Origin of the sequence: Candidatus Leptofilum sp. (assembly GCF_965223285.1) — a bacterium.
GTDB lineage: Bacteria > Chloroflexota > Anaerolineae > Promineifilales > Promineifilaceae > Leptofilum.
On the sequence record NZ_OZ244997.1, the window covers coordinates 2,363,687 to 2,383,128 of the forward strand.

The window sequence follows — 19,442 nt, forward strand, 5'->3', positions numbered from 1 at the left end:
CCCTATGATAATTCAGCTAGGAAAAAAAGGAAACCTGTTAACCTCTCGGAGGTTTGGAACCTCCGGGAGGTTGGCTCACCGATTACCGAAGGCCGGACTGCGCTTTTGCTGGAACGCCTTTAATGCTTCCAAATGATCTGGTTCTGCCCAGAGATTGACGAACAGATCGATTTCTAACTGGTTGACGGCTGTGGGATTGGCGTGGCTGGCAGCGTAGATGAGCTGCTTGCTGGCGGCGAGGGCGTGTTGGGGGAGCTTGATGAGAGAATGAGCCATTTGGGAAACGGCCGTCTCTAATTCCCCCACATCCACCACCTGCTGCACCAAGCCGAGCTGTTTGGCCTCCTGCGCGTCAAACACGCGGGCCGTGAGCAGCAAATCGAGGGCCCGCGCCTGGCCCAGCAGGTTAACCAATCGCCCCGTGCCGCCCCAGCCGGTGCAGAGGGCGTTGCGCACCTGGGCAAAACAAAAGCGGGCGTGGCTGGCGGCCAGCCGCAAATCGCAGGCGGTTAAGATTTCACAACCACCCCCAAACGCATCGCCGTTAACGGCCGCAATGATGGGGAGAGGCAACTGCGTTAGTTGGGTAAGTGCTTGGGTCATCACCCGGTTCAGCCGCGCCCCAGCTTCACGTTCTGGATGTTGACTCAGCTCCTTCAAATCGCCACCAGACACAAACGCCTTGTCACCTGTACCGGTGATGATGAGGACGCGAACGGCCGTATCTGCTGCCACAGCTGCCCCAATTTGCGCCACCGCCTCAGCAAACTGCGCCTGTGCTTTCCAATTCAAGGCATTCCGCGCCTCCGGTCGGTTGACGCGCAGTGTGGCAATGCCATCTTCTATCGTTAAGATAATTTCATCATTCATGCGGGGAGTGTACTGGTTGCAAGCAGCAAGTGGCAAGCCACCCCGTCACCTTGTCACCCGTTCGCCTTGTCACTAAACTCCCCCCATGAAACTTTCCCTGCGCGGCGTGCTGGCTTACTTGCTGGCAACGGCCGTCTTCCTCATCATCCTCATTGCGGTGGGCGTGTTTGATCCTAAACCCGTAGGAGAACTGCAACGTACGCTGCCTGGGACCAGCCTCACCGTGAACCAACGGGGGCAAACGGTTGTTTGGCTTGATGAACCGCTGCCGGATGGCGATTTTTCTGTGCGGGGAACGGCCGTGTTGCAAGAAGGGAATCCAGACAGCGGCATCGGGCTGGCAGTTGGCAGCGAGGCCCATGCGTTTGTGGTGGCCGTGTCGCCGTTGGGGTACGTGCTGGTGCAGCATGGGGATGAAGTGGTGCTGCCCTGGCAGCCGTGGCCACACGTGCGGGCAGACAACACACCAAACGAAATCTGGATTGACGTGCGAGGAAACGAGATAACTGTGCGGCTCAATCGGGAGCTGCTGTGGCAAGGAACTGCTGCCCTGGAAACGCGACGGTTGGGACTGTTTAGCGAAGGATTTGGTGGGGAAACGGCCGTTTACACCATCTCCACCATCGAAATTTTTGCCACAGAGAACACAGAGGATTAAGAGGCTTTCTCTCAGGAACTGCGCAATGAAGACTACAAAAGTCTCGTTCTCTCTGGGAGTTACATCATTAGACCCAAGACTTTTGTAGTCTAATTAGGGCGAATGTGTAAGTCCTACTCTAAAATCTCTGTGTACTCTGTGGCTCTTTCATTTAATTTACATCCACTAGCTCAACATCAAAAATGAGGACAGCGTTGGGGGGAATGACACCTCCGGCACCGCGAGCGCCATAGCCCAGGTCTGGCGGGATAATCAGCGTCGCTTTGCCGCCAACTTTCATGAGGCTGATGCCTTCATCCCAGCCGGGAATCACCTGGCCAGTGCCGAGCAAAAATTCAATCGGCTCGCCACGCTTAAACGAATTGTCAAACTCTTTGCCATTCTCCAGCTGGCCTTTGTAATGTACCGAAACGCGCTCCCCGCGCTTGGGAGCTTTGCCCGTGCCAGCTTCGGTTTCAATGTATTGCAAACCGCTCTCTGTTTTCATGATTATTCCTCCGTTTCGGCCTTTTCTAAACCTAAAACTTCGACTTCAAAGATAAGATTGCCTTCAGGCGCATTGTCAACTTGATCACCGTAGGCCAGTTCTGGTGTTAGCACAAATTGGGCCACGCTGAGGTTTTCCAGCAGCAGCAGCGCTTCATCCCAGCCTGGGGAAATTTGCTCCAGGCCCACAATGACAGGCACCGGCTGACCAAAGTTGTAGGAGGATTCCAGTTGAGTGCCATCTTCTTCCCAAACGGTGTAATGCAGCGTCACGGTATCCCCTGCTTCAATCGCTTCGCCCGTACCTGGGGTAATCACAAACAGCTTTAGGCCGCTGTCGGTAACGGCATAATCGGATTCATCGACCGAAACGGGTGGCGGCGCAGGCGTGGGGGTTGGCGGGGGTGGCGAAATGCCCAGCAGTTCCATCTCAAAAATGAGGGTGGCATTGGGCGGAATGGTGCCGTTAGGCGACCCTTCTTCACCCAAACCAAGTTCGGGCGGCAAAACCATTTGCACGTTGTCGCCTACCTGCATTAGCAGAACGGCTTCGTCCCAACCAGGCAAGATTTGCTCATCACCCACAATAAATTCTATGGGGGAGGCAGCGCGGGAATCGGCAAAGAGGGTGCCATCTTCAAACCAGCCTGTGAAATGGACTGTGACCACCTCACCCATTTCCGGCGTATCACCGTCGCCTTCGGCCAAGAAGATGTATTGCAGGCCGCTGTCGGTGACAATGTAATCATCGGGATCAACTGTAGTGGGGGGAACGGCCGTTGGCGGGGGCGCAGGGGTTGGCACAGCATCTACGGCAACCAGCTCCACATCAAAAGTGAGCGTCGAGTTGCCAGGAATGGGGCCATAATCGTTGGCACCGTAGGCCAACTCTGGTGGGATGATGAGCTGGGCTTTGCCACCTTCGCGCATAAGGGCAATGCCTTCATCCCAGCCGGGAATGACGCTGCCCTGGCCTAAAACAAAGCTAAAGGGATCGCCACCAGCGGAACTATCAAATTCAGTGCCATCTGCTAAGGTGCCGGTGTAATGGACGCTTACCAGGTCACCGGGCTGTGCCTGAACGCCGGTTCCGGCTTCGACTTCCACATACTCCAGCCCAGAGGCGGTCACGCGGGAACCGCCCTCTTCGCTTACGGCATCGCTGGTTTCGCCATCATTGGCCTGGGGCGTGGCGGGGCCGCAGGCAGCTACCAGCAAGCCAAGCAGCATGGCCGCAAGCAGGAGGTAGTGCCAGTTGCGGGCATTTGTTTTTTGTATCTTCACTAGGTTCTCCTTATGGTTCGGTCTTCACAAAAAGGCCGGAACAGCAAACGGCCGTTCCGGCAACAAATTTCTTCAATTTAAGTTGGAAACAGGGGATTGTATCACGAACTGGCAGGATCGAAATTGATCAGGATGATTTTCACCCGTCTCTCAGTAACTTACGTTACGCAGCGAGATTTCAAAAGTCTACTATCTCTCTGGCAAATCGCGGGACTGTGCGCAAGACTCTTGAAATCTTTGCTTGGAAGTGCGTAACTGTGGTTTGTAAACTGCCTGCTCGATTCTACTTGTTTTTACTAGAACGAGGCCGAATGTTTTCCAGGGAAAATTGCGTAGGGTACTTGGCTTCAACGCCATCGTAAAACGTTTTTAGCTGGGCGAGTACGGCCGTTTCTCCAATTTCTGGCTCAATCGGCGCACCAATGCCAATGGTTTTACGGCCGTAATCGAGCGACACTGGAATGATGGGCACGCCCGCCTCTTTGGCAATGTAAAAGAAACCCATCTTCCAATGCGGCACCAGTTTGCGCGTGCCTTCAGGCGACAATCCCAGCAGGAATTGATCACGCTGTTGGAACTGAACGGCCGTTTGCGCCACCACCCCATGCGCCGCCCGACGATCTACCGATACGCCCCCCATCCACAGCAGCAATGGTTTAAGTGGACCGCTGACAAAGGTATGCTTGCCTAGCCAATACACCCGGGCCTGGACGGCAAACAGGGCCACCATTGCCAGGGGAAAATCCCAATTAGAGGTATGCGGTGCGCCAATGAGTACCATTTTGGGCAGATTTGGCACCTGCCCCTCAAAACGCCAGCCAACCAGACGCAAAATGCCGCGCCCAACCCAGCGCGATACCCGGTTCCCCCAGCGAGGAATCGCGTCCCCAAGGAATGGGGAATTGAGGGGGTCACCTTTTGATAGCTGTTCAGTTGGGTGCATGGCACTAAAAATGGGTTTGGTTTTTACCTTGAAGGCCCTTGAATCGCGCTTGCAGCAGTGGCAAATCTGTTTCCACATCTCCGCTAGGGATAAACGGTTCGGTGATGGTGAGGATTTTACGGCCGTAATCTACCAAAACCGGCACGATGGGAACATTAGCCCCGTGGGCAATGTGGTAAAAACCAGTGCGCCACCGGTTCACCTGGCTGCGCGTTCCCTCCGGGGCAATCGCCAGCACAATTTTGGCGCGTTTCTGGATGGCTTCAATCGTCTGCCCCACCGTGCCGTTGGCCGCACGACGATCTACCGGCACGCCGCCAAGCCAATCCCACACGTAAGAAAATGGCTTCACGAAAAACTCGCGCTTGGCCATCCAGTTAAAGCGAACGCCTGTGTAAAAAATAAGGTTCATTGCCAAGGGAAAGTCCCAGTTGGTGGTGTGCGGTGCGCCAATAATAATCATTTTGGGCAAATTGGGCAGCGCACCCACAACTTGCCAGCCACTAATTTTGAAAAAGAACGCCGCAATCGCTCTCGAAAGGCGATTGCCACGCCGAGGAAGTTGGTCAATCTGATTTGTCATGTGTCTCTTAGGAATTTGGAGGCTGAAATTCGGAGATTGGCAGCTAATTTGCCAATCTCCAATCTCTAATCTCCGATTTTAATCTTTTAACTCTAACCAGTTATACCCCGTGCTGGCATCAACTTTCAAGGGGACATCCAGGCTAAATGCGCCAGACATGGTGCTGACGACCAGCTCACGCACCTCATCCAGCTCTGCCTCTGGCACTTCTAGCAGCAGTTCATCGTGCACTTGCAGCAACATTTTCGCTTCGTAATGGGCCAGCTTCTCATGCAAATGGAGCATGGCAATTTTCACAATGTCAGCGGCCGTGCCCTGAATAGGATGGTTGATTGCTTCGCGCTCTGCCCGCAGGCGCGCCTGCATATTGCTGCCGCTCTGCGGCATTTTGAAGACGGGGAAGTACCGTCGCCGCCCCAACAAAGTTTCTACGTAGCCATCCTCTTTTGCTTTTTGCTTGGTTTCTGCCAAATATTTTTGGATGCCAGGGAAGCGGGCGAAGTAATCTTTGATGTAGTTTTCGGCTTCGGCCAGCGTTAGCTCAGAGTCACGCGCCAGACGGAACGCCCCCATGCCGTAGATGAGGCCAAAGTTCACCGCTTTGGCAAAGCGACGCTGGTTGTAGGTTACGTCGTCCAGATCAATGCCGTAAACGGCCGCTGCCGTGGTGCGGTGAATATCTTGATCCTGTCGGAATGCTTCTAGCAAGGCCGCATCCTGGCTGACGTGGGCCAAAATGCGCAGCTCCACCTGCGAATAATCTGCGGCCAGGAAGATGTGCCCAGGTTTCGCTACAAAACCGCGCCGAATTTGCTGCCCCACTTCGCTGCGAATGGGGATATTTTGCAAGTTGGGGTTGCTGCTGGCAATGCGCCCGGTGATGGCCCCCGTTTGGTTGAAGCTGGTGTGAATACGGCCGTCTTCCTTATTCACCAACTCCGGCAGGGCATCAACATAGGTGCTTTTGAGCTTGCCCAATTCCCGGTATTCCAAAATGGCCGTAATCATGCCCGTTTTCTTTTCTTGCTCGGTTGCTTTCAGGCTTTCCAGCACGCTGGCAGCCGTGGAGTAATGTCCGCTGCGCGTTTTCTTTAATCCCTCAACGGGATAGTCCAGCTTGGTGAACAAAACATCGCTCATTTGCTGGGTGGAGTTGATGTTGAATGGCTCCCCGGCAATGTCGTGAATTTTGGTTTCCAGCTGCCGCAGCCGCGCCGCCAAATCTTGCGACATCTGCCGGAAGAAATCCAGATCAACGCCAATGCCTGCCTGCTCCATCGCTGAAAGCACCGGGATTAGCGGCATTTCCAAGTCAAGAATTTTTTCCAGATTTTTTTCTCGCACCTCTTCTTTCAGAGGAGACACTAGCCGCAGCGTCATGTCGGCATCGGCTGCACCATATGGAGCGGCAGCCTCAATGGGTACCTCGGCAAACGTTTTTTGCGCTTTCCCCTTGCCAATGAGCAGCTCAATCTCAGTCATTTCGGCCCCCAGGCGGTGGCGAGACAAATCTTTTAACCCTTTGTGCTTGGTGGCGGGGTCCGTCAGCCATTCGGCAATCATCGTGTCGAAGCTGATGGGCGTTACGCGCAGGCCGTACCGGTCTAGAATTGTATAATCATATTTGGCGTTGTGGGCCACCTTGCCAATGTTGGGGTTGGTAAATGCGTCACGCAGGGCGTCCAGCACAGTTTGCAGCGGCAGTTGATCTTCGGCCAGCTCTGGCTCGCCAGCAAACAAGGACATCTGCCCGCTGCTGCTCTGCGCTTCGTTGGCCAAATGCCCCACCGGAATGTAATACCCTACCGGTGGTTTCACCGCGATGCAGAGGCCCACTAATTCGGCCGTTGTTTTGTCCAGGCCTGTTGTTTCCACATCAAAGGCGATGAGTTCGGCTCTGTTTAGCTGTTTAACGAGTGCATCTAGCTGCGCCTGGGTCTGCACAATCACGGTTTCGGTTGGTTTGGTAACAGATTGCGGCTCATCGATCTCAACCTGGTCCCCCAATCCTTCTACTAATATGTTGGTTAGCGAGCGAAATTCTAGCTCTCGGAAGATATCTAGGACGGGATTGGGATCAAAATCGTGGGCCACACACGCTTCCAAGTCCAGCTTGATAGGCGCATCCGTAACGATGCGGGCGAGTTTCTGGCTGAGGTAGGCACTTTCTTTGCCTTCAGCTAGCTTCTTGCCCATTGCGCCTTTAATGTCGTCTACGTTCTCATAAACTGCATCCAGGGTTTCGTATTGGGTGAGGAGTTTTACGGCCGTTTTCGCCCCCACCCCTCGTACACCGGGAATATTATCGCTAGTGTCGCCCACCAGGGCTTTGTAATCCACCACCTGATCGGGCCGTACGCCAAATGCGCCAACCACGCCCTGCTCATCAAAAATTTCCGGCGGTCGGCTGCCGCGTGCAGGCAATTCTACCTGCGTGTTGTCATCCACAAGCTGCAACAGATCGCGATCCCCGGTGATGATATACACCGGCACGTCCAGCGGTTTGGCCTGACGCGCCACCGTGCCCAGCACGTCGTCGGCTTCAAAGCCTTCCAGCTCCAAAATAGGAATGTTGAGCGTTTTAATCACCTCTTTGATGCGCTCAATTTGCAATCGCAATTCATCTGGCATCTTCTCGCGCGTCCCTTTGTACTCTTCAAACATATCGTCCCGAAAAGTGCGCCCCAAATCAAAGCTAACGGCAAAATATTGTGGCGGATTGTCGGCCAAAATCCAGTCTAAAACTGTGCGAATAAAGCCAAAGGTCGCATTGGTGGGTTCCCCACTTTTGGTGGTAAATGCTTCTAAAGGCAGGGCATAAAACATGCGGTAGGCCAGCGCGTGGCCATCTATAAGAACAAGCTGGTTTTTCGACATGAAAATCCTTTTGAAATCGAAAATCTTACGGATGGATTTCAAAAGTTTTGGCTGTTTTCACGTGATTAGCGGAAGGTAGGGAAACTTTTGAAATCTTGTCGGATTGTATCACGAAACGGATGTTCTACCATCACGATAAAGGATCGTTTTAAGATCGAAGGCTCATTACAATCACCGTATATTTGTTTGATTCAGGAGGTTGTTATGCAAAACAAGCGTGTATTTATGATTGTTGAATGATTCTGGCGATAACCGCAGCTCGACGCGCAGCCTGGTGGCCTTAAAAGCAGCCTGTGATGGCGAGAGTGTGGCAGAAACGGCCGCTTACAATCCCAACAATTCTGGCTCTCACCCGGCAGCCATCGTGCAATATCTGGGCGGCAGCGAATCCATCTTTGTTTCAACAGATTGGCCGTATCATCCAGGCAGTTTGGAAGAAGCCGAGCTGGTGGTGTGTTTAGACAATGCCGAAGAGGTGGTCACCGAAACGTGTGAGTACACGCTGGAAGAAGGCGCAGGTGAGGCAAACATCACGCGCATCTCGCTGGTGGCCGATTATCGTCTGATTGCCACGCAAACGGGCGAAGTTGTCGCTGAAGGCAGTGTGAAAGCCATCCCCCGTGAATGCCAAGATGAGGAGACGTTTTCAAACAATGCCAGCTTTAGCTTGCGGGGTGATTACGGGGAAGCATTGGAGACGTTAATTGACGATTATTTGGACACGCCATAGATTGCTCTCCATCCAAAAAGAGTGGTGAACCATGAAACGTTTCAGCCTGGTTCACCACTCTCGGTTTTTAGGGGGCATGCAGCGTAGTCTTTTGTGCCCTGACAGTCGCTCTTACTCGTCAATTATTTGTCGGATTTGTCTTTAGGCCACGGACCCAGAATGACGGTATCGACTGCGTGGATGGCTCCATTGCTGGCGTTAATGTCGGCAATAATCACTTTAGAGTCATCGTTGACAAAAATGTCACCCTCATAGAATTTAAGCCCTGCGGTTTGACCATTGACCATCGTTACATCACCCAGCAAGGTCAAGGCTTTGTCTGAGAAAATCTCCCCTTCCAGCACATGATAAAGCAGGATGTCGGTCAATTCTTCTTTGGTAAAGGCGGAGGCGATATTGCTTGCATCTAGGCCTAACTTGGCAAAAGCATCATCTGTCGGGGCAAAGACCGTCCATTCCCCGCCAGAGAGCGTGTCGGCGAGGTCAGCAGCCACGACAGCAGCGACGAGGGTCGTGAAACGGCCGTCTGCAATGGCAATGTCTACAATAGTACCGGGTGTATCGGCAGAAGAAGTGTCAGCAGAATCGCTGCTATCATCTGCAACTCTTGGCCACGGGCCGAGGATAACAGTATCAACTGCGTGAATAATGCCGTTGGAGGCGTCAATATCGGCAATGATGACTTTGGAATCATCATTCACGTAAATGTCGCCATCAAAGAACTTGAGGCCAGCGGCGGCACCGTTCATCATGGTGACGTCGCCCAATGCGGTCAACGCTTTCTCAGATGAGATTTCGCCCTCGATAACGTGATAGAGCAAGATGTCAGTTAGCTCTGCTTTGGTGAAGGCAGAGGCAATGTTGTCTGCATTCAGGCCAAGTTTGGCAAAGGCGTCGTCAGTTGGGGCAAAGACTGTCCATTCACCACTAGACAACGTTTCGGCCAAATCAGCAGCCACAACGGCGGCAACCAGTGTTTCAAAGCGGTCGTCCCCTACAGCAATCTCTACAATCGTTTGATCACCATCCGCAGCGACGGTTGGGGCAAATAACGTGAAGAGCAAAGCAAATGCTAATACTATTTTTAGAACCTTATTTTTCATTTCATTTTTCTCCTTGTTGAGTGTTTAAAAATCGAGCCTATATGGTGGAAATTACGATTACCAACGGTGCTTGTCCGTATTTGATCTAGGTTTCTTAAGTTCTGCTCATACTTTGTCTATATTCTGTCCACGTTTGGTGATTGGTACGAAAACGGCCGTTCCCCCTCAACCTCTAGCCATCCCTACCCAACAGCAGTAAGATGACATCAACAAATCGAAACAAACTGGAGAAAATCATGACAACATTTATTGCACTGGTTTTTATTGCTATCGTGGGGGGCATTGCCGTGGTGCTGCAAGCTCAATTTATGGGGGTGCTGGATCAACAAATTGGCACAATTGAGAGCGTGTTTATCACTTACGGCAGCGGCGGGCTGCTGGTGGGCATCACAATGCTGCTGCTGCGCGGCGGCAATTTGGCGGCATGGCGGGCGGTTCCGCCACACTTTTTTATAACGGGCATCTTAGGGCTAATTATTGTAGGCACGATTGGGTATGTCACCCCCCGCCTGGGGTTGGTGACGGCGTTCACCATTTTGATTGCCACCCAGTTTGTGCTGGGCGGCATCATTGATCATTTTGGCTGGTTTGGGGCGGAGATACGGCCGTTAGACCCCACAAAACTCCTCGGCGTAGGCATCCTGATGCTGGGAGTCTGGCTCCTCATCCGCAACTAAGCGATATTCCTAGCTGCAAAATGCAGGCACCTCATAAAATGCGATATCCGTGATGAACCAACCATTGCTAAACTGCTCAATGGTAATCGTTTGCGGAAATAGCGTCGGCGGTTCGCTGTCTAGAAGGCTGCTGTCCCACACGCTGTAAAGCTCCATTGACCAAATTTCGCAGCTATCCACCTCGATGGTGCTATCGTTGATAAAGCGAATGTCGTAAATGGTGCTTTGCGTCTCATCATACAGCTTGGCAACAACCACCCCCTGGCTTGTCAAATCGGCGATTTCTGTCTGCATGAGGCCCAGTGGCGCACCGGTGAAGTAGTAGGAAACGTAGCTGCTGTCCAGGTAAAGGTAAGCGGCCGTTTCTGCCAGCACCGCCTCGTATAAAAAGTTAGCTACATCCTGCTCCGACGGCCGATTGCTGTTTGGCTGGTTGACGATGGGCTGTGGCGTGGGAACGGCCGTTGGCACAAACACATCCTCCGGCAACACCACCTCCGCCCGCGTCTCGTCGCCAGAACCGCTCTCGGTTTGAATGGTGATAACAATGGGCGTGGCTGGAGGCGGCGGCTGCGGTTCTGGCGTTCTAAAAATGGTTACCCAAGCCGCAATGCCGCCACCCGCGCTGATGAGGGCAATAAAGGTCGCTACCATCCATTTGAACCAGCCCGCGCACCCCTCTCTTTGTGATCGTTCCGTCATGATTCCCTCCAATTAAAATCGCCGGTCAAGATTTCAAAAGCACACAGTAAAGACTACAAAATTCTTGTTCTCTCTGGAATTAACATCATTAGACCCAAGACTTTTGTAGTCTAGTTCTAAATAGACTTTTGAAACCTACATTGGTAAACGGAACGATGCAGGAATTTCCGCTATCCTTGTCGTTCATCATCAAAATGCGCGAATCAGTTGAGTCTTTGACTCAACCCATCTATACTGAACCCATTCAATTGAACCTCAGCAAAAAGGAGATTCCCGTGGCGACACCCTTACGAATTGCAACCTTTAATCTGGAAAATCTGGACGACAAACCAGACGAACGGCCGTCCTTGAAAGAGCGAATCGCCGTGCTGCGCCCCCAACTGCTGCGCCTGCGCGCCGACGTGATTTGTTTTCAGGAAGTGAATGGGCAGGAGTTTGAGGGAGAGCCGCGCCAGTTAGATGCACTCAGCCAACTGCTGGCCGAAACGCCTTATGAATGGTTTTACACAGCCCACACCAAAACCACCCGCGATGAAGCATACGATCAGCGGAACCTCGTCATTGTGAGCCGCTATCCCATCCGTGATGTACAGCAAATCAAACACGAATACGCCCCCAAACCCAGCTATCGCAAAGTCACCGCCGACCCTGCTGAAGATTCTAAAGATATTACTTGGGAGCGTCCCATTTTGTACGTAAAAATTGATTTGGGTGCAGGCCGGATGCTGCATTTGCTAAACGTGCATATGAAATCGAAACGGCCGTCCAGCATCAACGGCCAAAAAATCAACAATTACACCTGGCGCACTATGGCTGGCTGGGCCGAGGGCAGCTTCATCTCGGCCATGAAGCGCGTGGGGCAAGCCCTGGAGCTACGCGTACTCATCGACGACATTTTTGACAAGCTGGACGTGAGCGGCGAGCCAAAATATATTGTTGCCTGCGGTGATTTTAATGCCGATGTGAATGAGGTGCCGCTGCAAGCCATCATGGGGCCGGTGGAAGAAACGGGCAACACGGGGCTCATTGAGCGCGTCATGATTCCATGTGAAGAATCTGTGCCGGAATCCGCACGGTACTCGCTTTTCCACCTGGGTCGCAAAGAGATGCTGGACCACATTTTGGCGACGCGGCAGCTGCTCACCTACTATCGCGGTACAGAAATCCACAACGAAGTGCTGCACGACGAGTCTGGCGCATTCCGCACCGACGACAAATTCCCCGAATCAGACCACGCCCCTATCGTGGCCGAATTTGTGTTGCCATAGCCTCCAGCTAAAGAAGTTCAACTTTTTGGAAAAGTTGAACTTCTGAAACGGAAGACCATGATTCATCAAAAACCTGACAAGAATGTAGATAAAGGCTGGTTTGTGGGGCCGTGGAATTCAGAAGTGCCAATCCCTGTTGGCTATGCGAATGAAGGCATCAACCTACCCCACCATCATGCCCAAATGTTTGAAATTTACCTGGTAGCAAGGGGAACAAGTACGGCCGTTGTCAACCAGCAAACGGTTCACCTGCAAGCGGGCGATATGCTCGTTGTTGAACCGGATGAATCCCACACCTTCAACCACAGCTCAGATGATTATTTCCACTTTGTCATCCAAACGCCCTTCATCCCCGGCGACAAAATCATCGACTAACTCCTCTGTGAACCTCTGTGCCTCCTCTGCGCCTCTCTGTGTTCCGCTTTTTTCTTTAAAGGAAATAAAGTATGCAATTCACCACCCTTCTTTTTGATTTAGACGGCACCCTCACGGACCCAAAGGTGGGCATTACACAATCAATTCGGTACGCACTGGACAAGATGGAACGGCCGTATTCCCCTAACGCCTCGCTCGACTGGTGCATTGGCCCCCCGCTGCAAGAATCCTTTGCCATCCTCCTGCAAAACGCCGATCCGGTAGTAGGTCAGGAAGCGCTCCGCCTTTTCCGCGAGCGGTTCAGCACCGTTGGCCTCTTTGAAAACGAACCTTACCCCGACATTCACCATCTATTGGCTCAACTGCAAGCGGCTGGGCTAAAGCTGTACATCGCCACGTCCAAGCCCGCCGTGTACGCCCGCCGCATTGTGGCCCATTTTGATTTGGCACCATATTTTTTGATGGTGTACGGGAGCGAATTGGACGGCCGTTTCACCCACAAAAATGAACTCATCCAGCACGTTTTGCACACCGAAAATCTCAATCCCGCCCACACCCTCATGATTGGCGACCGCAAACACGACATTCTGGGGGCCAAAGCCAACCACGTAACTGCTGTTGGCGTCACCTGGGGGTACGGCTCCTCAGAAGAGCTACGCGCCGCTGGTGCAGACAAGCTGCTGCACCAACCCACCGAACTTTTGCACTTTCTAAACCTTGCCTGAAACTACCTGCCATCTGACGGTCTTCTCGCTACAATCATCGCCAAATCTTTTACAAACTTTCCCGGACCTTGTGCCAAGCAACCGGGGAAACGCCCTAATAAGGAGAATTTTTTATGAAGGTTGCCTACGTTTTTGCCACATCCGGCCATACCGCCAGCTACAAATTGGGCCAAATGATCCTGCCCCAGCTAGAGGCAGGCACCCACGGCGTGGATGTAATTGGCATGTTCTTTTTTGATGACAACAACTACATTTTGCGGAAAGGCGATCCGATTGGTGAACGCCTGGCCAAAGTTGCGGCCGAAAAAGGGATGATGCTGATGATGTGTGACCAATGCGCTCTGGAACGCGGCCTAGCCGAAGGCGAAGCGGGTAACTGCAAGCCCTCTGGCACCGTAGATGGCGTGATGGTTGGCTGCTTCCCCGATTTGTATGGTGCGCTGGCTGGCAACCCGCCGGATCAGGTCATTACCCTGTAGCGTCATTTCATTTAGGCATGAGCATGATCAAATGCAGCTCGTTCCCATTCGCATCTGAGGATGCTCACTCCTCGATATTTTTGCAAAGAAAAAAGACCCTGGCAATTGGCTCAGGGTCTTTTGCATTTTACACCTTGTTGCGGCTACGGGCCGCTAAATGAAGTTACCGGATCGTAGCGGTCGTAGTAATGGTTGGGGTCAGAGGTATGTACCCACACCCACAAATCATTGGGCGCACCAGCCGACCAGTAGTATACCCATTCTGCATCGCGTGGGGGCATATTGACACAGCCGTGGCTGTGTTTGTAGCCGAAGCGATCGTGCCAAAATGCGCCATGCATGGCAATGTCATTGTCAAAGAACATCGTGTGGGGTACGTCTTCAATAAAGTAGTAATCAATCTTGCCCTCTGCACCTGACATTTTGGTTTTGTCGTGGCGGCTCCATACCTGGAAAAGTCCTTCATGAGTAGGCCAGCGATTCAAGCCGCTGGAAACCAGCCCAGCATACACCATGCGGTCGCCGATGTAAGCGGCAAAACTTTGCTCGTACAAGTCTATCTCTACCCAATATTCATCCACACCGACTTCTTCCGGACGGGGATTAGGATCGATAAGGCTAACATAGGTTTGGCGCATCCAGCGTCCACCGCCGATGTTGTACCAAATCCAGCCATCGTCAGCGGTGACGGCATCGTACACTTCAAAAAAGGTGTAGCGTGGCAGCTTAATATTTTCGGGTGCGGGTTCGGCCCCTGGCTCGTTGCTGTACCAGTAATCTACCACCATCCAGCCAAACGGCCGTTCTGGCTGCGACTTGATTTCAATCCCGGTAAACTCCGAGGAGTCAACCACCGTTAAATCTGAGGCGCGCACGTACTCCCCGTAATTAATGACATACCATAATGTACCTTCTGCCTCAACAGCACCCTGAACCGTGGCGTACAAAAAGCCATCCCCCACATTGCGCACAACGCCGCTGCCCAAACTGGGACCAGCATACACATCGATATTGTCATGCAGGCGAGCATACGTTTGGTAAGGCAAAAAGCTGTTGGCAAAAGGTTGTGGTTTCGAGAATACTGGCTGCGGCGGTTCCGCTTCACACACGTGCCCAATTTCATCGGACTGAATGAAGCATTTGGCTGCCGAAGCCGTATCGGGCCAAATGGCAAAAATGATGGCTATAACCAACAATGGGATGCTGTAACGCAAAAATCGTCTCATAGTTGGTAAAAACTCCTTCAAAAAAATTTTAGTAGAGAAGTTCAACTTTTCGAAAAGTTGAACTTCTAATTATTATAAGCAATGTGCGGCAAAAGGCGATACGACCGTCCCACTTTTTGCCACCGTTCATCATCGTATCATGAATCCAATATGAGAAACAGTAGCGATCTTACCAATTACATGGCTGCTAACAAACGGCCGCAGCCACCACAATACACTTTTCGCCCTTCGTTTGCTTCTTTGACCTTGTTGGCAGAGACGCTGGTGCGGCACCCTTGGCACACGTTGATGCGCAGCGCAGCCACCGCCAGGCCATGCCGACCCTTACGCAACTGCTCATACTCGTTCAGCGCGGGGGCATCTACAGCAGCGGCTTTGCCTTTACGACTTTGCATGAGCTTGTGCAGGCTTAGCGCCAGTTCGTTTTGTTCTGCCTTTAGGTGGGTGCTTTGCTTTTCCCAGTCGGCAACGGCCGTTTCCAATTCATCATCTGCGGCCGTTTTTTCCGCTTGAGCATCTTCCACCATAACCAACGCTTCCAGCACCTCATCCTCCAACAGTGCCTTGCGCCGCCCCAACGACTCAACCTCTTGCTGCAAGTCCGACAGCTCTTTGGGGTTGGTTACCTTGCCTGAATACAGTCGGTTCTCAGAGTTTTTGGCTTTGGTGGTCACGCTGCCCACTTCCAACGTCAAATCTTGATGTTTGGTTTGCCACGTTTGTAATTCGGCAGCGGCCGTTTCGGCTCGTTGGCGTTTTTTGAGCAAACTCTCTGGCTCTTTTTGCGCCTTCAACACCTCGCCCAAACGCTTCTTTTTCTCATCAATTTCCGTATCCAGCTTTTGCAGTTGAAACAGTTGGTGAATGTTCATCATGTTTGCCTTAAATTTTTTGAGGGTTTGCTGCTGGATTGTAGCATAAAGCCCCTTAAAAGCATTTTAGCTTTTACACGGTATAATCGACCGCTATGTTGGATAAGATTCTTGAAATCGGCGAACGGCCGTACAGTGAAGAAGATGCTGAGTGGGACAATTTTGTCGCCAACCATCCGCACGGCTCCATTTTGCAAACCACCAACTGGGCCCGGCTCAAAAACCGGTTTGGCTGGACGTCTCATCGGGTTTGGATGCGAAAAGAGGGCCGATTGGTCGCCGGGGCGCAGGTGCTTTACCGCTCCGCTGCCGCCAGGCTGGTAAAAATCGCCTACATTCCGCACGGCCCGCTAGTAGATTGGGATGATGAGGAGCAGGTCACCATCTTGCTCAACCAGATTGACCAATCTGTTTATGAACGAGGTGCTGCCATTCTGAAGATGGAACCGCTGCTGTGGCAAAGCGAAGCGACGACCGCCAGATGGCAAGCCATCTGCCAGCAGCAAAAATTGCTACCCAATACCGACACCATCCAGCCGCCCAATACCGTTTTGGTTGATTTACGGCCGTCTCCCGACGACATCCTAGCCAATATGAAGCAAAAAACCCGGTACAATATCCGGCTGGCAGCCAAAAAGGGCGTCACCGTGCGGCAAGGCGGTCTGAAAGACATCGCCGCCTTTAACAAAATGATGCGCGTGACGGGTGAGCGGGATCAGTTTGGCGTACACACGCCCATGTATTACCTTGCCGCTTATGAAATTTTTGAGCCGATGGGTCAGGTAGCTCTGTTTTTGGCAGAGTATGACGGACGGCCGTTAGCTGGGGTAATGGTCTTTGCGGTGGGCAAAACGGCCGCTTACCTGTACGGTGCTTCCAGCAATGAAGAGCGGCAGCGAATGCCTACTTACGCCGTGCAGTGGGCCGCCATGCAGTGGGCTAAAGATCAGGGCTGCGACTGGTACGACCTCTGGGGCGTACCCGATGCCTCGGAAGATAAGCTGGAAGCCAACTTCACCAATCGCAGCGATGGCTTGTGGGGCGTGTACCGTTTTAAGCGCGGCTTTGGCGGCCAAATCCAGCGCACTATTGGCGCAACGGACCGCATTTACAACAAACTTGTTTACAAACTTTATCAATGGCGTAGGAATCGGTAATTGTTCATCGTTTACTGAATACTGACCTACTGAACACTGGTTACTGAAAACCGGCTTCCCGTTTCAGCACATGACAACAACTCAACAAGAACCCACCTACCGGGCTTCTACATTTAAGCTGGAAAAATCGAAAACGACCTTTATGCAAGCCCTGGCTGGCTTGCCATATGCGCACGCGCTGCAAAGCTGGGCCTGGGCATCACAAAAGTCCCGCTGGGGCTGGTCGCCCATCCCCCTCACCCTCACCATCGGTGAGAGCAGTTGGGAGCCACTGGCCGCAGCCATGATCTTGAAGCGCAAGATTCCGCGCACCCCGTTTTGCATTTTATATGTACCCAAAGGCCCCGCGCTGAATTACAAAGATGGGGCCTTGCGCCGCGTGGTGCTGGCTGAGCTAGAAAATATTGCCCGGCGCGAACGGGCTATCTTCATCAAGATTGATCCTGAAATTGTAAAAAGTTGGGGTGACGAAGCGGAACGGCCGTCTCCGCTAGGCACAAAATTCACCAACGAACTCAAAAACCGGGGCTGGCGCTTCTCAGACGAACAGATTCAGTTCCGCAACACCGTTGAGCTAGATTTGACGCTTTCGGAAGATAATCTGTTGGCAGCGATGAAGTCCAAAACCCGCTACAACATTCGCCTCGCCGGGCGCAAAGGCATTGAAATACGCGCAGGCAACGAGGCAGATTTTCCCATCATGGCCGAGATGTATGCCGAAACGGCCGCACGGGACGGCTTTGGCATTCGCCCTACGGCGTACTACTTGGATGCATGGCAAAGTTTTCATCAGGCGGGCATGGGGCACTTGCTCATTGCCGAGTTTGAAGGTGATCCAGTAGCGGCCGTTTACCTCGTGCGGTTCGGCGAACGCGTCATCTATATGTATGGCGCTTCCACCCAAAAAGAGCGGCAGCGAATGCCCAATTACCTGCTGCAATGGGAAGCAATCCGCTGGGCTAAGGCACAAGGCTGCACCGTCTACGACTTTTGGGGCGCACCGGATGAGTTTGCGGAAAGTGATCGTCTGTGGGGCGTCTGGCGGTTTAAGGTGGGCTTCAATGGCCAGGTCGTGCGGCACATTGGTGCCTGGGATTTTCCGGTACGGCCGTTGCTTTACCAACTTTACACCGTCATCTTACCCAAATACCTAAACTACCTGCGCAACAAAAAATAAACTGGGGTTAGCGGTTAGTTGCTGGTGGTTAACCCTGCGACTAACCACTAACTATCAGCAACTATCTACAGGAGACCCATTTAATATGACCCGAACAATCGTTATTTTAGAAGGCGACCAAACTGGCCAGGAGCTGTTAGAAGAAGCAGTTCGCGTTCTTGAACCGGGCGTCATTCGTATGGAATTAGATTTTTTACGCTTTGACCTTAGCTTGGAAAACCGCCGCGCGACCAACAACCAGGTTGTTTACGAAGCAGGCAAGGCGATGCGCCAATATCACCTTGCCCTCAAAGCCGCGACTGTTACTCCAGAGCAAAAAGGAGACGTAGGCAGTCCCAACCGCATTTTGCGTGAAGAGATGGATGCCGAAGTGATTTTGCGCACTGGCCGACGCATCCCAGGCGTGCGCCCCATCGCTGGCGTGTATGCTCCCATCAGCGTGGTGCGCATGGCGCGGGACGATGCGTATGGAGCCAAAGAGTGGCGTGAAGGGGAAGATGGCTCCCTCGATGAAGTCGCTTATCGGACCGAGAAAGTATCGCGTCGCGTTTGTCGCGCTGTGGCTGAATATGCCTTTTTGCACGCCCACAACACGGGGGCAAAAGTATTTGGTGGCCCCAAATTCACCGTAAGTCCAGTCTATGAAGGGATGTTTAAGGAAGAAATGGACGCCATTGCCAAAAAATATCCCAGCGTACGGTATGAGCCGCAGCTCATCGACGCCACCTTTGCCCTGCTGCTGGCTACCACGGGCGAGCCGCTCGTCATCCCTAGCCTAAACCGGGATGGTGATTTGCTCTCTGACATGGTGCTGCAAATGTTTGGCTCCATTGCTGGCTCAGAGTCGATGGTGATTTCGGTGGACGATGATGGTGAGGTCGATTGCGTAATGGCGGAGGCTCCACACGGCACTGCCCCCACCCTGGAGGGGCAAAATCGAGCCAATCCGATGGCGATGATTCTGGCCTCAGCAGGGCTGCTTTCTTTTATGCATGAGCCAGAAGCAAAGCGAGCCAGCCGTGCCATTTATGAATCTACGCTGGAAACCGTGTACGATGGCACCAAAACGGCCGACATCGGTGGCACGGCCAATACAGATGAGTTTACCAATGAAGTTATTCGTCGGGTGCGAGCTAAACTGGAAGTATGGTCGGCTCTGTCGTAACAGAAAACAAAAAGCCCCGCTCCTTTTCCAGAGCGGGGCGATTCCCTTTTTAGGTTAAATTTTTCCAGAAAGGTCTCACGTTCAA

20 protein-coding genes are annotated in these 19,442 nt (G+C 52.6%); 10 read left to right on the top strand and 10 right to left on the bottom strand.

Annotated elements, in window-relative coordinates:
• Window positions 1–75: 75 nt before the first annotated feature.
• Window positions 76–870 carry an enoyl-CoA hydratase/isomerase family protein gene (locus ACOQPU_RS10875; protein WP_420645129.1) on the bottom strand — a complete coding sequence of 265 codons (795 nt, stop codon included), beginning with the start codon at window positions 868–870 and terminating at the stop codon, window positions 76–78.
• Window positions 871–955: 85 nt separating this feature from the next.
• On the opposite strand from ACOQPU_RS10875, the gene ACOQPU_RS10880 reads away from it, so the two are divergent.
• Window positions 956–1,528 carry a hypothetical protein gene (locus tag ACOQPU_RS10880; protein WP_420645130.1) on the top strand — a complete coding sequence of 191 codons (573 nt, stop codon included), beginning with the start codon at window positions 956–958 and terminating at the stop codon, window positions 1,526–1,528.
• A 151-nt stretch (window positions 1,529–1,679) separates the two neighbouring features.
• Here ACOQPU_RS10880 and ACOQPU_RS10885 read toward each other — a convergent pair whose 3' ends face one another.
• The 5 genes from ACOQPU_RS10885 to polA form a co-directional block, all read right to left on the bottom strand.
• Window positions 1,680–2,015 (bottom strand): FKBP-type peptidyl-prolyl cis-trans isomerase, encoded by a 336-nt coding sequence (locus ACOQPU_RS10885; protein WP_420645131.1) that lies wholly within the window; start codon window positions 2,013–2,015, stop codon window positions 1,680–1,682.
• Between the two features lie 2 nt (window positions 2,016–2,017).
• Window positions 2,018–3,298 carry an FKBP-type peptidyl-prolyl cis-trans isomerase gene (locus ACOQPU_RS10890; protein WP_420645132.1) on the bottom strand — a complete coding sequence of 427 codons (1,281 nt, stop codon included), beginning with the start codon at window positions 3,296–3,298 and terminating at the stop codon, window positions 2,018–2,020.
• 283 nt (window positions 3,299–3,581) lie between these two features.
• Window positions 3,582–4,241, bottom strand: coding sequence for a lysophospholipid acyltransferase family protein (locus ACOQPU_RS10895; protein ID WP_420645133.1), 660 nt, complete (start codon window positions 4,239–4,241; stop codon window positions 3,582–3,584).
• Between the two features lie 4 nt (window positions 4,242–4,245).
• Complete coding sequence (locus ACOQPU_RS10900) at window positions 4,246–4,824, bottom strand: lysophospholipid acyltransferase family protein (RefSeq protein ID WP_420645134.1); 579 nt, start codon at window positions 4,822–4,824, stop codon at window positions 4,246–4,248.
• 78 nt (window positions 4,825–4,902) lie between these two features.
• Window positions 4,903–7,701, bottom strand: a complete 2,799-nt coding sequence (gene polA, locus ACOQPU_RS10905) for a DNA polymerase I (RefSeq protein ID WP_420645135.1) — start codon at window positions 7,699–7,701, stop codon at window positions 4,903–4,905.
• A 232-nt stretch (window positions 7,702–7,933) separates the two neighbouring features.
• Between polA and ACOQPU_RS10910 the strand changes: the two genes are divergently transcribed.
• Window positions 7,934–8,431: a hypothetical protein gene (locus ACOQPU_RS10910; protein ID WP_420645136.1), complete on the top strand. Its 498-nt coding sequence runs from the start codon at window positions 7,934–7,936 to the stop codon at window positions 8,429–8,431.
• A gap of 122 nt (window positions 8,432–8,553) precedes the next feature.
• Here the strand turns inward: ACOQPU_RS10910 and ACOQPU_RS10915 are convergent, their stop codons facing one another.
• Window positions 8,554–9,534 (bottom strand): fasciclin domain-containing protein, encoded by a 981-nt coding sequence (locus ACOQPU_RS10915; RefSeq protein WP_420645137.1) that lies wholly within the window; start codon window positions 9,532–9,534, stop codon window positions 8,554–8,556.
• 236 nt (window positions 9,535–9,770) lie between these two features.
• Here ACOQPU_RS10915 and ACOQPU_RS10920 point away from each other — a divergent pair, with 236 nt between their 5' ends.
• Window positions 9,771–10,211: a DMT family transporter gene (locus ACOQPU_RS10920; protein ID WP_420645138.1), complete on the top strand. Its 441-nt coding sequence runs from the start codon at window positions 9,771–9,773 to the stop codon at window positions 10,209–10,211.
• A 9-nt stretch (window positions 10,212–10,220) separates the two neighbouring features.
• Here ACOQPU_RS10920 and ACOQPU_RS10925 read toward each other — a convergent pair whose 3' ends face one another.
• Window positions 10,221–10,913, bottom strand: a complete 693-nt coding sequence (locus ACOQPU_RS10925; RefSeq protein WP_420645139.1) for a hypothetical protein — start codon at window positions 10,911–10,913, stop codon at window positions 10,221–10,223.
• Window positions 10,914–11,188: 275 nt separating this feature from the next.
• Between ACOQPU_RS10925 and ACOQPU_RS10930 the strand changes: the two genes are divergently transcribed.
• The 4 genes from ACOQPU_RS10930 (at window position 11,189) to ACOQPU_RS10945 (ending at window position 13,760) form a co-directional block, all read left to right on the top strand.
• The gene (locus tag ACOQPU_RS10930) at window positions 11,189–12,181 is read left to right on the top strand and encodes an endonuclease/exonuclease/phosphatase family protein (RefSeq protein ID WP_420645140.1); all 993 of its coding nucleotides are present in this window, start codon (window positions 11,189–11,191) and stop codon (window positions 12,179–12,181) included.
• Between the two features lie 57 nt (window positions 12,182–12,238).
• Complete coding sequence (locus ACOQPU_RS10935) at window positions 12,239–12,556, top strand: AraC family ligand binding domain-containing protein (protein WP_420645141.1); 318 nt, start codon at window positions 12,239–12,241, stop codon at window positions 12,554–12,556.
• 71 nt (window positions 12,557–12,627) lie between these two features.
• Window positions 12,628–13,281: an HAD family hydrolase gene (locus ACOQPU_RS10940; RefSeq protein ID WP_420645142.1), complete on the top strand. Its 654-nt coding sequence runs from the start codon at window positions 12,628–12,630 to the stop codon at window positions 13,279–13,281.
• A 113-nt stretch (window positions 13,282–13,394) separates the two neighbouring features.
• The gene (locus ACOQPU_RS10945) at window positions 13,395–13,760 is read left to right on the top strand and encodes a SaoD/DsrE family protein (protein ID WP_420645143.1); all 366 of its coding nucleotides are present in this window, start codon (window positions 13,395–13,397) and stop codon (window positions 13,758–13,760) included.
• Between the two features lie 143 nt (window positions 13,761–13,903).
• Here ACOQPU_RS10945 and ACOQPU_RS10950 read toward each other — a convergent pair whose 3' ends face one another.
• Both ACOQPU_RS10950 and ACOQPU_RS10955 read right to left on the bottom strand, forming a co-directional pair.
• Complete coding sequence (locus ACOQPU_RS10950) at window positions 13,904–14,986, bottom strand: L,D-transpeptidase (protein ID WP_420645144.1); 1,083 nt, start codon at window positions 14,984–14,986, stop codon at window positions 13,904–13,906.
• 176 nt (window positions 14,987–15,162) lie between these two features.
• Window positions 15,163–15,861: a zinc ribbon domain-containing protein gene (locus ACOQPU_RS10955; RefSeq protein WP_420645145.1), complete on the bottom strand. Its 699-nt coding sequence runs from the start codon at window positions 15,859–15,861 to the stop codon at window positions 15,163–15,165.
• A 92-nt stretch (window positions 15,862–15,953) separates the two neighbouring features.
• On the opposite strand from ACOQPU_RS10955, the gene ACOQPU_RS10960 reads away from it, so the two are divergent.
• From ACOQPU_RS10960 to ACOQPU_RS10970, 3 genes are all read left to right on the top strand, one after another.
• Window positions 15,954–17,015, top strand: coding sequence for a lipid II:glycine glycyltransferase FemX (locus ACOQPU_RS10960; protein WP_420645146.1), 1,062 nt, complete (start codon window positions 15,954–15,956; stop codon window positions 17,013–17,015).
• A gap of 70 nt (window positions 17,016–17,085) precedes the next feature.
• Window positions 17,086–18,192, top strand: a complete 1,107-nt coding sequence (locus ACOQPU_RS10965; RefSeq protein ID WP_420645147.1) for a lipid II:glycine glycyltransferase FemX — start codon at window positions 17,086–17,088, stop codon at window positions 18,190–18,192.
• Window positions 18,193–18,277: 85 nt separating this feature from the next.
• Window positions 18,278–19,357 carry an isocitrate/isopropylmalate family dehydrogenase gene (locus tag ACOQPU_RS10970; RefSeq protein ID WP_420645148.1) on the top strand — a complete coding sequence of 360 codons (1,080 nt, stop codon included), beginning with the start codon at window positions 18,278–18,280 and terminating at the stop codon, window positions 19,355–19,357.
• Window positions 19,358–19,442 lie beyond the last annotated feature (85 nt).